This window comes from Parasphingomonas halimpatiens, assembly GCF_036663795.1.
GTDB lineage: Bacteria > Pseudomonadota > Alphaproteobacteria > Sphingomonadales > Sphingomonadaceae > Sphingomonas.
The window spans coordinates 113,603-125,524 of the sequence record NZ_JAXOJP010000001.1; the positions used below are offsets into that span (position 1 = coordinate 113,603).

An 11,922-nucleotide genomic window follows, 5' to 3' on the forward strand; every position below is an offset into this window, starting at 1 on the left:
GATATCTTTCGATGGCGAGCGAAGAAGCCAATCGCGGCGGGTTCAAGATTCAGCAGCATTATTGCGGGATCATGGATGCGCCGATCTATGCGCGGCTGTGCGGCGCGATTGCCGCCGGGCTGACGCGCGACAGCGTCGTCGGTCGCCACATCCTCGACTGGCCCGGCGAGCCGACGCGCGATGCCTTGCCGTTGCGCTTCATCGGCGGGCTGCACGCGCTGGTGCTCGCCGGGGCGGACGACGAGCTGGCCGATATCTTTTCGGGCCGGATCGCCGCGCCGGACGCCATCGCGGCGGCGCTCGGCCGCGTTCTGCTGCGCCACGATGCCGCGCTGCTGCCCTGGCTCGACGGCCCGCCGCAGACCAACGAGCCGGGCCGGTCGGCGGCGCTGATGACCGGGCTGCTCGAGATCGCGCGGCGCCACGGCCCGCGCATCGAGATTCGCGAAATCGGGTCGAGCGCCGGGCTCAACCTGCTGATCGATCGCTATCGCTTCGATCTCGGCGGGGTGATGGTCGGGCCGTCCGACGCGCCGGTGACGATCGTGCCCGAATGGCGCGGTCCGCCGCCGCCCGGAGTGCCGATCGAGATCGTGTCGACGCGCGGCTGCGACGTGGCGCCGATGGATGCGACCGATCCTGCGGTCGGCGCGCGGCTCGCCGCCTATGTCTGGGCCGAGACGCCGCTACGGATGGCGCGCCTCAAGGGCGCAATCGCTATGGTGCGCGAAAAGCCCGTCGACCTCGTCCGCGCCGACGCCGCCGACTGGGTCGAGGCGCGGCTCGCCGCGCCGCAGCCCCAGGGCGTGACGCGCGTGCTGATGCATTCGGTGGTGTGGCAATATCTGCCCGCCGCAGTCGCCGAGCGCATCAAGGTCGCGATGTCCGAGGCGGCGGCGCGTGCGACGCCCGAGCGGCCGCTCGGTTGGGTCATCCAGGAGCCCGACCGTGCCGTCGCGCAACAATTCGTCCGCGTGCGCAGCTGGCCGGGCGACGGCGGGTGGCAGGCGGTGGCGACGGTCCATGCCCATGGCGCGTGGGTCGATACCAACCCGATCGCCGATGCGCGCGCTGGGCACGAATTGCCCGAGCCGTCGGTCTAGCGAGGAGTTGGGCGAGGATATGGAGCGGGTAACGGGAATCGAACCCGTGTATTCAGCTTGGAAGGCTGCTGTACTACCATTGTACTATACCCGCATATCAAGGGCTTAGCGGCACCTCGACGAAATTTGGCTCTTTTCTGGCTCCTAAATCTCGGCGGTTCTCATATCCGCTGGCACGTATGTGGCAAGTGATTTCGAGGGAGCCAGACGATTCGCACTCGGGTTAGTCGCCTCTTGGTCTTCAGCGACTGAGAGGCAGCGCCTCGTCCCGAACGCGGCTGAAATCTGTCCGGTAAATTGAGTGCAGGGCAACCCGAGGGCGGCGTCAGTGCGCTGAGCGCTCACCCGAAGTTGTGCCGGCGCGCACTAATTGAAGAAGAAGAACTCCAGCGACCAGCAGCCCCGAAATCGGCAACAAGCCGATCCGTTGCGACGCGCTCGCTTCAGTCGCGATCTGAACCAGCAGCGGCCCCAGCCACATCGTCGCGCTTCCGGCGATGACGAACAAACCGAAGAATACGCCGATCTTGTGCGGCGGCACGACCCGTGTGAGCATCGTTCGGCTCGAGGCATAGGCAGCGGTCACCGTAACCGCGCCAAGCATCCCGCTGATGAGGAGGCCGAGGTCGGGCGCCGTGCGGAAGATCGGGCCATTCCACAGCACAGCATGCGCTGTCGGATCGTAAGGTGCATAGAACAAGCTCGTTCGCGTGTTGCCCAGCATCATGATCTGGGATGCGACCACACCGACGATCTCGATCGTCAGCGCGCGCTTCGGTCCAATTCGGCTGTCGAGCCATCCAGCCAACAGACCACCCCCGACGGCATAGACGCAGAGGATCAGCCCATAGGCCAGCAGCGCCAGGGTCTGCCAGCCCATCGCGCCTGCGGCGTACACGCCCGTAAAGATCAGGATCCCCGTCAGTCCGTCGGTGAACAGCATGCGAGCGGCCAGATACACCAGGCCATCGCGATATCCCCGCGCGTCGACGATCAAGCCCCACAGGTCGCGTACTGCCATCTTCAGCGCTTGTGGCAGCTTTGTCCCCGTCCGCGGCACGTCGGGCGTAAGCCGCAGTAACGGCAGGGTGCCGAGCGTGAGCAGGATCGCGCACAGGACCGGCACGATCCGCTCCTGTTCGTGCGCCACGGCATCCAGCCCGAACAGCGGCTGCGCCGGAACGAGCGCCCATGATACCTTGCCGGGCAGCGAGAAGGCCCAGAGTACGAACGCCAGCATCGCCACCGAGACGAAATTGCCGAACGCGAGGCCGAGGCCGGAGGCGGCGCCGGCCTTGGTCATGCCCGCGGCAGGCACGAGCAGAGCGTTGTGGAGCGTCTCGGTGTACGCGAACAGGGCGCCGAGTGCGGCCAGGATTGCGATCACCATGCCGACACTCAGGCCGGTCGCGCCGGGCTTCGCCCACCACAACAGCACCATCAGCGGAACCATCAGGGCGATGTTCGCGCCCAGCCACGGCTTGCGCGGACCCATCCGGTCCACCACCGCCCCCAGCAGCGGCGCGGTGATCGCGACCAGCCAGCCGGCATATTTGGCTCCGCCCGCAACGATCGACTGGCCGTGGACCGGGTCCGCGATCACGCTCGTCACCAGATAGGGGACGAAGACGTAGATCGTAACCAGGATGATGTACGGGTCGCGCCCGCCCTGGAACATGGCCCAGCACCAGGCGGCTCGACCAAGCTTCAATGATGAGCTTTGCCGGGCGTCCGTGTCCGCTGTCACGGGGTTCCCGACAGCAGCCATGCAATGGCCTCCGCCTCGTCGGTGAACAGGCGTTGGTTGCCGATCGCGATGCGCTCGACCTGGCGTTTGAACAGTGCGCTCGAGACCAATGTCGCCAGACGCCGCGGGGCGAGATCGCCGCCGCCGAGCCGCTCCTTATAGTCCGCGATGACATCCTGGGACTGGGCGCCTTGTTCGCGCGCATCGACCAGCGCGACAAGGCTGCCGCTCTCGCATCCCGCGGCGATCATCGCGTTGACGGCCTCGACCAGAGCGGCCTTGTATTGCGACACCATGGCCACGTCCCAGTGACCACGCATCACGATCCGAAGCAGGCCATGCTCAGACTCTTTTATGATCTCGAACTGCGGTGACGTTGCGGTCACGATCCCCCCAGCACAGCCTGGACGATGCCGGCCGCCTTTTCATAAGGCGCGTAGAATGCGTCGATCATGTCGCCCTGTCCGCGCACCACGACCCCGCGCTGGTTCGAGAATTCACGGAACCCCTCGATGCCGTGATGGCGTCCCATCCCGCTCATGCCGGAGCCGCCAAAGCCCATCGAGGGCAGCGCGCTCTGCACCGCACAGGTGTTGACCGCCGCTCCGCCCGATGTCGTCGCGGCAAGCACATCTTCGGTCACTGCCGCATCGTCTCCGAAGACATAGAGGCCAAGCGGGCGTTCCCCGGCGTTGATGCCCGCGATCGCGTCGTCCAGCGTGTCATAGGGTATGACGGGAAGGATCGGCCCGAAAATCTCCTCCTGCATGATGCGCAGGTCGGGTGCCGGATCCACCACCAGCGACAATGGCATCCGGCGTGTCGCGCGATCGACGACGTCCTCGTCCTGCAGCACGACGATCCTGTTCTGCCGGTCGCGCGCTTCCTGCACCATGGCCAGCGCGCGATCGAGATGGCGCGGCGAAATCATCCCTGTGCATTCGTCGCCGTGCGAATAGTCGGGCGCCGCCCTGGCCATGAACGCTTTGGCTTCGTTCACGAACGCCTCGACCTCGCCGCGCTGGACCAGGCAATAATCGACCGAGACGCACATCTGGCCATTCTTGATGATCTTGGTACCGATCACCGCCTCGACATTGGCTGCGTTCACCGAACCCGGCGTCATCACGGCCGGACACTTGCCGCCGAGTTCGAGGGTGACAGGTGTTAGATTTGCCGCGGCGGCTGCCATGACCTGCCGCCCGACGCCGGGGCTACCGGTGTAGAGCAAATGGTCCCACGGGGTCGCGGAGAAGGCGCGCGCCAGATCAAGGCCGCCGACGGCGACGTGGACAAGGCTGGGATCGAAGGTCGCGGCAACCATCTCCGCCAGAAGCGCGGCGCAGGCGGGGGTGTATTCGGACGGCTTGACGATCACCCGGTTGCCGGCAGCGAGCATCTCGACCATCGGCCCGACGGAAAGATCGAACGGGAAGTTCCACGGCACGATGTTACCGATCACCCCTTTGGGCTGGTAGCGGACATGGGCAGAGGCGGTGCCGAACAGCGCAGGGTCCACATGGCGCGGATCCGGGCGCATCCAGTCCTCCAGATGCTCCAGCACATATTGCGCGCGACCGATCACGCCGAGCACCTCGATCAGTTCGGATGCGGGCACGGGGTGCGCCCCGAAATCGCTGGCGATGGCGGTGCTGATGCGTTCGCGGTTGCCGATCATCATGCCGATCAGCGCCGTCAGCCGCTCCCGACGCTCCTCGATCGACGGATCGCGGTTTGCCGCAAAGGCGGCGCGTTGCGCGTCGAATGCACGCGCCAGACCCGCGACCGCGGCATGGTCGTCACGTCCGGCCAGCAATGGCTCGGGGGCAATTTCGAGGATCGACATCGGAAAAATTCCCTCTCGCTTATTGCGCCATTGCAGCCATCAACGCGGTGCGTTCCTCGCGGACGACCTCTGGCTCGGCCACCACCTGCATGTGGAACGCGCGAAGTTCCTCGGGCACGTACCAGTGCAACTTGTCCTCGTGATAGGCGGCCCATACCGTCTCGGCGACCTCGCGCGGCTTCACCAGCCGCCACATCCCTTCCGCCGGCGCCATCGCGCGCATCGTGCCCGACAGCAGCGGCGTGTCGATCAGGCCGGGGAGCAGGTCGGCGGCACGCACGCCGTAGCGCTTGAGTTCGATCGACAGCGCCTCGGTCAGTCCGCGTACCGCATGCTTGGTCGCCGAATAGATCCCGATCCCCGCCGTCCCGAAGATCGCCGAAGAGGATGACGTGATCAGCGACAGAGACCCCGGTGTCGCCTTCAGGAGCGGAATGCCGGCACGCACACCGATGATCACGCCCATCAGGTTGATGTCGATGATGCGCCGGATGTCGTCCCATGATTGTTCGTCGAGGAACCCGCCGGTGCCGATACCGGCGTTGTTGAACAGCAAGTCGAGCTTGCCGTCGGTTGCCTCCCCGAACGTGGCGATCGCGCTCTCGAACGCCGCCACATCGGTGACGTCGAGCGGGGCGAAAATACCGTTCGCCGCGCCGATCTCTTCGCGCAGCGCATTCAGGCCGCTCGTGTTCACGTCGTAAGCGCCCACGAACCAGCCCTTCTCGGCGAACAGCAACGCGGTCTCGCGGCCCATGCCCGATGCGGCACCGGTGATGAAGATCGAACGGCGCCCGTTGCTGCTGCTCACCGCGACGTCTCCACTTTGGCGCGAGCGTGCGCACCGTTTATTTCAAGGCCGGACAGGTCGCCGTTCTCGCGCCACTCCCGCAAATGTTGAACAAAGGCGACCGGCCCGGCGCCGAACGGCACGTTGCGCGCCGCCGCCTCGGAGATACGGCCTTCATTATTATAATAGCCAGGCGTGCAGCTTTCGACGAACGCGCGCCGCCCCTCGCCGAGCGTTACGATCGTCTCGGTCCAGCGGGCCTCCGCTTCTTCCGTCGGCTCGATGGTGACCCAGCCCTTTTTCCGGCATGCCGACACGATGTGCGCCAGATGCAGCGACTGCTCGCTCAGCATGTGCGGAAAGTTGGGCGACATGCCGGACTGTGCCTGGCTGATGATGAAGCAGTTGGGGAAGCCGCGCGTGTGCATGCCGTGCAGCGTCGCCATGCCGTCCGCCCATTTGTCCGATAGTGACAGTCCATCGACCCCGTGGATCGTCATGCCGGAACGCTTGGCGTAGCTCGTCGCCACCTCGAAGCCGGTCGCGAAGATCAGGCAGTCGAGTGGATATTCGCGGCCAGCGACGACGACTCCGGCGGGCGTGATCCGCTCGACGCCGCGCCCGGCGGTGTCGACCAGCGTGACATTCTCGCGATTGAAAACCGGGAGATACTCGTCGTGGAAGCATGGCCGCTTGCAGTAGAGGCTGAACCACGGCTTCAACGCCTCGGCGGTCGCCTCGTCCTCGACGATGTCGCCAATGCGCGCGCGGATCTGCTCCATCTTCTCGAAATCGGCCTGTTCGAGCAGCGCGCCCGGGTCGAGGCCCAGCGGATTGTTCGCCAGCTTCTCGCGGACCGCGCGGGCGAGCACGGTCCAACCGTCCTGCACCTCGTCATGCGGCGGCAATTGCGCGGTGAATTGCGCGGTGAAGTTTTCCATGCGCCGCTGCTGCCAGCCGGGCTGCAGGCCCGCCGCCCAAACCGGATCGGTCTGCGCATTGTCGCGTGCATCGACCGACGATGGCGTGCGCTGGAAGACGTAGAGATGCCTGGCGGACCGCGCGAGCGGCGGGATGCACTGGATGCCGGTGGCCCCTGTACCGATCACGCCGACGCGTTTGTCACGCAGGCCATCGAGTGGTTCGGTCGCGCTCCCGCCGGTATAGGCGTAGTCCCAGCGGCTGGTGTGGAAGCTGTGACCCGCGAAGGTCTCGATGCCCGGGATGTCGGGTAGTTTGGGGCGATTGAGCGGGCCTGTGGTGAGCACCACGAACCTCGCCCGCATGCGGTCGCCGCGGTCCGTCGCGACGAGCCATTGCGCCGCTGTCGCGTCCCAATCAAGGCTCGTCACCTGGGTCGAGAACAGCGCATTCTCATACAGGCCGTAATGGTTGGCGATCCGCTTGGTATGGGCGCGTATTTCGGCCGCCCTGGAGTAGCGCTCGACCGGCATGTACCCCGTCTCTTCGAGCAGCGGGAAGTAGATGTACGATTCGATGTCACAGGCAGCGCCGGGGTAGCGGTTCCAATACCATGTCCCGCCGACGTCGCTTGCGGCGTCGACGATGCGCACATCCTCGACGCCGGCCTCGCGCAGGCGCGCCGCCGCCATCATGCCCCCGAACCCGGCCCCGATGACGAGTACCTCAACCTCGTCCTGCAACGGCGCGCGCGCGGGGGCAGTGCCGTAGGGATCGGCCAGCAAATGGGCGAACCCCTGCTCCACGTCGCGGTACTGGCGCTCACCCGGGTTGGACGCCGAGCGCCGATCACGCTCGGCGCTGTAGCGTGCCCGCAACGCCTCGAGATCGAGATTTTCCGAACCTTCGGCCAAGTCAGAACCTCTTCGTAAGTGTGGCGCCATAGGTGCGCGGATCGTTGACGTAACCGGTATAGCTGCCGTCCTGCGCCACGGTCGGGAAAGCACCGATCAGGCTGTTGTTCTTGGTCAGGTTGCGGACGAAGAAAAGCAGCTCGAGTTTCTGCGGCGCGAGGGCGAAACCGAGGCTCGCATTCACGTTGTTGAGCCCATAGGTCGACAATTCGGGCGGCGTCGTCTCGGTCAGCTGGACCTTGCTGGCGTAATCATATTCGCCGCGAAGGAACGCGCTGAAGCCACCCGCGAACTCGTGGCTGATCGTCGCCGAGGCCGAAAGGCTCCATGTGGAAATGCCGGCGGGCCGTTGGCCTGAAAGGTCGCGGAATGCCGGGCGCTGCCCCGTGGCGGGGTTCAGCGGACACCGCGCCGTGTCGTAATTGACGCACGGCGCGCGCAGGAAGGAATCGTATTGGGGATCGAGGTAGGTCGCGCTGCCCGTTAACGAAAGCCAGGGCATCGGCCGGTACGCGGCATCGACCTCGAAACCCCTGACCGACTCCTTGCCGGCATTGACCAGGCTGTAGCCGGTGCCGGTATAGGCGTTCGACTGGAAGCCCTTGATCTCCTGCTTGAACACCGCGACGTTGAGAAAGCCGCCGTGGAAAGACGCCTTGGCGCCGGCCTCGTAGAGCGTGACGTTCTCCGGATCCGCTGTACGGCCGACATTGTTGGCATCGGGCGCGCGCGCGTCGGTGGACAGATTATAGGCGCCCGCCTTCCACCCGGTGGAGTAGCTGGCATAGACGTTGATCGCGCCAAAATCATATGTCGCGCGACCGAGATAGGTGACCTTGCTGCCCTTCAGAATGCCGGATTCATTTGCGTTCGGGTAGTTGACCGGGCCGTGGGTCGGCGCGTTGCCGTAGAAGAATTGCAGCGCACCCAGGGCACCGAAGGCGTTGGCCGGTACCCCGATGAGCGGCAGTTGCGGCACGTTCTGGAGGTTGAGCAGCGAGAAGGCGTCGGTCAGCACGACGTTCGAGGTCGATGCCTTGCGATCGTTCAGATAGGAGATGCCGCCCGTGACGGTCAGCCGCGAGGTGATCCTGAAATCCACTTGGCCGAAGATCGAGTAGGAATCCTGCTTTAGCGTGTACGGCGCCGTTACCGCCTGGCCTGCGGCAAAATAAGTCGAGCCGGGACGGATCGAGGGCGTCACCAGGCTCTGCAGATATTCGAGTGCGAAAATATTCGAGCGGCCTGGCAGCGCCGCTGACGGGCCGCTTAGCCCATCGGCATAGGCACGTATCTGGCTGCCAAAGTTGATCGTGCTGCGTGTGTCCAGATTCTCATGGTCGTAGAATCCGCCGACCAGCCAGCTGAGGGGCCCGGCGCCTGTGGAAGCCAGGCGAAATTCCTGGGTGAACGTCTTGGTGCGGGTCCGGTCGGAGCGGTCCGCGAGGTCGGCGCCGGTGAAATCGACATCCTGCGATCCGCTGTCGAGCTGGTCGCGATACGCCGTGATCGACGTTATCCTGGCAAAGCCCGCGTCATAATCGATCTGCCCCGAGACGCCCTTGCCGACGATATGATTCAGCGGCTCGCGGTTGAACACGGTGTTCCGGTCGAACTTCGTTGCCGGGTTGCCTACCGCACCCAGACTGCCGGCGATAAACTGCGTGGCGGGACCATTCAGCAGTTGCACGGTGCCACAACATGTTTCGGTGATCGCGTTATAGTCCGCGATTACCCGAATCGTCAGCTTGCTGGTCGGCTTCCACAGGATGTCGCCTCGCACCGAGCCCCGGTCGCGGTCGTTGACGTCCTGGCCAGTCACCGTGTTGTGATAAAAGCCATTCCGTTGATTGATCGTGCCCGACAGCCGCACAGCCAGGTTATTTGCGATCGGCCCGGTAGCGGTCGCCTTGGCGATCATCTGACCATAATTGCCAACGGTCAGGTCCGCCCGCCCGCCGAAATCAAATTGGGGCCGCCGGGTAACGATGCTGATCGCGCCCGCCGACACATTCTTGCCGAACAGCGTCGACTGAGGCCCGCGCAGCACTTCGATCCGCTCGATCTCGGGCAGATCGTTCAGCGAGGCGGCGCTCCGCGAACGATACACACCGTCGATGAATACGCCGACAGAACCCTCGATCCCGACATTGCCGTTGCCATTGCCAAAGCCCCGGATGATGAAGTTCGTCTGGCCAACTGCGTTAAACTGCGCGACCTTCAGCGACGGCACGACGGATTGAAGGTCGATCAGGTCGCGGATCTGCGCGCGCTGGATCGTCTGCTCACTCGTCACAGAGACCGAAATGGGCACGTCCTGCAGCGTCTGCTCACGCTTGGCGGCAGTCACGACGACATCGTCACTGGATGCCGCAGTGGCGGGCTGCGCGCCGTCAACAGGTGCCTGCGCGAATGCGGGGGCGCTTGCGATGAGCGCAAGGGCCGAAATTCCGAAGCGATGGTGATGATGCATGATTGCCTCTCCTAAACCGCGCCCTCCCGAATTTGCCGGGTTCAGCCACCATCAATCTATTCCATACTCAATAATCTAGTACAAGCTAGATTTTTGACATCAGGATGAAGGTTGCGGTTGCAAGGAGGTCACCCCACACTGCATGTGCGACGGGAGTAGGTGAGGACTTAATGGCATTGACGAACGCAGCCGGGGCCAAACCCAAAGCTCGAGGGCGAAAGTCGGCCGGCAAGCGCGATGCGATCATGCGGGCCGCCGTCGAGGTCATCAACGAACGCAGCTATGCGCAGGCGACGATGACGGAGATCGCCGCCAGCCTCGATCTGCGCGATGCCACGCTCTATTATTATTTTCCGAGCAAGCAGGCGCTGGCGTATGCCTGTCACGTTCGGTCGATGGAGTTGTTCGAGCGGCTTCTCGTAGAGGCGGACCGCAGCAGCGGCACCGGCCTTTCCAAACTCACGCTGTTCATCCGCGGCATGCTCGAAGACGCGGAAAGCAATGGGCCGCAGCTCTACTTCGGCGACTATTCCTACCTGGCCGACGACAATCGCAAACATATCGGGGAGTGGGCGGCGCGCCTCACCACAATGCTCGAGCAGTTCCTTATCGACGGAATTGCCGAAGGGTCCGTCGTCCCGTGCGAGCCTCACGTGGTCGTGCAGCTATTGCTGGGAATGTTGATCTGGCTGGCGAAATGGGTTCCGGCGATCGACGGCATGACGGTTGATCGTCTCATGTCCTCCATCGGCGTGGTTAGCCTTGATGGCCTAGCTGCCAAATGTGTACCTTTCACGTTAAAAGCATAATTCGTGGGGTCCCCTGCCGCCATAATCCAGAGCGTTCCAGAACGCCATGAACGTTAGTTTAATCAGATAGTTATGATACTGATGCGTGCAGGGATGCCCCGGAAATTCTATCAAGATCTCACTCTTCAGGTGGGACGAAACGCGGGTCGAAGAGCTATGGCCGATGGCTAAAAAAGAACGAGAATTGTTTGTGCTAGCCGTATCGAAGTTCCGGGAAGAGGGCGCTTGCAGTAGGCGGTGCGGACGGGCTTCACCTCCGCATTTGTGGCGGTAGCCGCGCGTGGGCCTGCGTGTCCAGATCGGATCAAGGTGAAGTGATCTCGGGCTTGGCGCCTACCCTGAGGTATCTCTTGCCTAGGCGCGTGAGGTTGCCGGGGAATGCACAAGAAGATGCGCGCCGCCATCGATCCGCGTTCGGAGAAACAGGACGCGCGCGCCGCGATAGTCGTCGCGAAGGCGAAGGCAAAGACCTTCGAGGAGTGCTCCAACGCATATATCGAAGTGCAGCGGCCCGGCTGGAAAAGTGAGAAACATGCGCCTATCCTGAAGTCGGCCGAGTTGGATAGGGCGGGCTCAGCCGTTTACTTCGGACTGGGCAAAAGTTTCCGAACTGCGTCGACGCATCTATTCCGCCGGCGGCTGGCGGTAACCGTCCCTATCGCGCCTTCGTCCGACCCCGATGCGCCGCAGCCCACCCCGCCCGTCAAACCACTCATGCTTGAACGCTCCGAGTAAATGCAGCGCGAGCAATAGCATCATCAGGTAACCGCCCAGCGCATGCACACTCACGAGCCGCCCGTGCAGCGCGCGCTGTCGCGGCTTGCCGTCACGTTCCAGCGCGATGGCCTGGATCGACTTGATCGGGATCAGCGGTACCAAGCCCCAAATCATGATGCGTTTTGGTTTAGCAGCCGGCGCTGTTCCTATAGCCACCCGGGCGGAAACCACCTGCGGCGGGTTTGCGGAAATGATGGCCCATCCCAGTAGCGGCATTGCAACCATTGCGACATAGAGTGTCCCGTGCACCGCTTTCGCGGCCACCTGTTCCCACCACGACAGCCTTGGGTCGAGCCGCGGTGGCCGATGGAACACACGCCATACGATCCGCACCACCGTGAGCAGCAGAATGGTGATGCCGGACGACTCATGTAGGCGTGCCAGCGTCGTACGACAGGGCTCGGCAAAGCTCTCCATAAAAGGACCGATAGCGAGGTTGAGCAGGATTAATGACGCAGCCACCCAATGCAGCGCTATAGCTATGCGAGTGTACCGCGCATCGGCTTCCGGCAAATCCTCGGTCGTTGTCATCCTCCCGACCT

At 63.9% G+C, this 11,922-nt stretch carries 9 protein-coding genes and 1 tRNA gene; 2 read left to right on the forward strand and 8 right to left on the reverse strand.

Translation table 11 applies throughout. The features are described 5' to 3' along the window. Positions 1–11: 11 nt before the first annotated feature. Positions 12–1,103, forward strand: a complete 1,092-nt coding sequence (locus U1839_RS00520; protein ID WP_332801715.1) for a DUF2332 domain-containing protein — start codon at positions 12–14, stop codon at positions 1,101–1,103. Positions 1,104–1,123: 20 nt separating this feature from the next. Here the strand turns inward: U1839_RS00520 and U1839_RS00525 are convergent. The 7 genes from U1839_RS00525 to U1839_RS00555 form a co-directional block, all read right to left on the reverse strand. Further along, a tRNA-Gly gene (locus U1839_RS00525) sits at positions 1,124–1,197 on the reverse strand. Between the two features lie 231 nt (positions 1,198–1,428). Next, complete coding sequence (locus U1839_RS00530; RefSeq protein ID WP_332801716.1) at positions 1,429–2,781, reverse strand: MFS transporter; 1,353 nt, start codon at positions 2,779–2,781, stop codon at positions 1,429–1,431. A 65-nt stretch (positions 2,782–2,846) separates the two neighbouring features. Further along, on the reverse strand, positions 2,847–3,236 hold the full coding sequence (locus U1839_RS00535; protein WP_332801717.1) for a hypothetical protein: 390 nt from the start codon (positions 3,234–3,236) through the stop codon (positions 2,847–2,849). Beyond that, entirely contained in the window at positions 3,233–4,696 is a 1,464-nt protein-coding gene (locus tag U1839_RS00540) for an aldehyde dehydrogenase family protein (protein ID WP_332801718.1), read from the reverse strand. Before U1839_RS00540 ends, U1839_RS00535 begins: the two co-directional genes overlap by 4 nt. Positions 4,697–4,715: 19 nt before the next feature. Further along, positions 4,716–5,507, reverse strand: coding sequence for an SDR family oxidoreductase (locus tag U1839_RS00545; protein WP_332801719.1), 792 nt, complete (start codon positions 5,505–5,507; stop codon positions 4,716–4,718). Next, positions 5,504–7,321, reverse strand: a complete 1,818-nt coding sequence (locus U1839_RS00550; protein WP_332801720.1) for a flavin-containing monooxygenase — start codon at positions 7,319–7,321, stop codon at positions 5,504–5,506. The genes U1839_RS00545 and U1839_RS00550 overlap by 4 nt, the downstream gene beginning before the upstream one ends. A 1-nt stretch (position 7,322) precedes the next feature. Next, on the reverse strand, positions 7,323–9,794 hold the full coding sequence (locus tag U1839_RS00555; protein WP_332801721.1) for a TonB-dependent receptor: 2,472 nt from the start codon (positions 9,792–9,794) through the stop codon (positions 7,323–7,325). Positions 9,795–9,964: 170 nt separating this feature from the next. Between U1839_RS00555 and U1839_RS00560 the strand changes: the two genes are divergently transcribed. Continuing rightward, entirely contained in the window at positions 9,965–10,603 is a 639-nt protein-coding gene (locus tag U1839_RS00560) for a TetR/AcrR family transcriptional regulator (protein ID WP_332801722.1), read from the forward strand. 624 nt (positions 10,604–11,227) lie between these two features. Here the strand turns inward: U1839_RS00560 and U1839_RS00565 are convergent. Next, the gene (locus U1839_RS00565; protein ID WP_332801723.1) at positions 11,228–11,911 is read right to left on the reverse strand and encodes a cytochrome b; all 684 of its coding nucleotides are present in this window, start codon (positions 11,909–11,911) and stop codon (positions 11,228–11,230) included. Positions 11,912–11,922 lie beyond the last annotated feature (11 nt).

Bases quoted from the DNA above. Each gene is read 5' to 3' on its own strand.
- U1839_RS00560 (WP_332801722.1), top strand. From the start codon at position 9,965: ATGGCATTGACGAACGCAGCCGGGGCCAAACCCAAAGCTCGAGGGCGA.
- U1839_RS00555 (WP_332801721.1), bottom strand. From the start codon at position 9,794: ATGCATCATCACCATCGCTTCGGAATTTCGGCCCTTGCGCTCATCGCA.
- U1839_RS00540 (WP_332801718.1), bottom strand. From the start codon at position 4,696: ATGTCGATCCTCGAAATTGCCCCCGAGCCATTGCTGGCCGGACGTGAC.
- U1839_RS00565 (WP_332801723.1), bottom strand. From the start codon at position 11,911: ATGACAACGACCGAGGATTTGCCGGAAGCCGATGCGCGGTACACTCGC.
- U1839_RS00530 (WP_332801716.1), bottom strand. From the start codon at position 2,781: ATGTTCCAGGGCGGGCGCGACCCGTACATCATCCTGGTTACGATCTAC.
- U1839_RS00520 (WP_332801715.1), top strand. From the start codon at position 12: ATGGCGAGCGAAGAAGCCAATCGCGGCGGGTTCAAGATTCAGCAGCAT.